We start from the raw sequence: 399 nt of genomic DNA on the forward strand, positions 1-399 counted from the left end.
ACATGGACCTGTTCGATGTTTCCCCAGGTTTTGATGCGGTCAAGCAGAATTCCCGGCATTGCGTCGAGATGTTTGGCCAATGGCTCCCGACACTCCGTGCACAGCACGGGAACCATCCGCCGCCCCATGAAACCCGCGATGATTTTGTGGTTGCACATCAACTCCTTGGCAAGCAGCGTGTGGTCGAGCATTTGCAGGCGACCAATCAGTTCGAACGGATCAAGAACGTGGAGCGAGCCGAAGACCAAGTGCCCGGTCTGCGCTGCCTGAACTGCTGCAACACCTTCATTGCCTGTGCGGATCTCGCCGATGTCGATGATGTCCGGGTCCATCCGGAGCATGCGTTCGACGAGGTATGAGGAGTTCTGCCCCGTCGAAAGCAGTTGCACTGCCCATTCA

The 399-nt window shown here is 57.1% G+C and carries 1 protein-coding gene; it reads right to left on the minus strand.

All coding sequences use genetic code 11. The features are described from left to right. On the minus strand, positions 1–399 hold a 399-nt coding region (locus OC23_RS18725; protein ID WP_161792262.1), incomplete at both ends, for an ATPase, T2SS/T4P/T4SS family.

This window comes from Acinetobacter sp. A47 (assembly GCF_000805455.1).
GTDB lineage: Bacteria > Pseudomonadota > Gammaproteobacteria > Pseudomonadales > Moraxellaceae > Acinetobacter.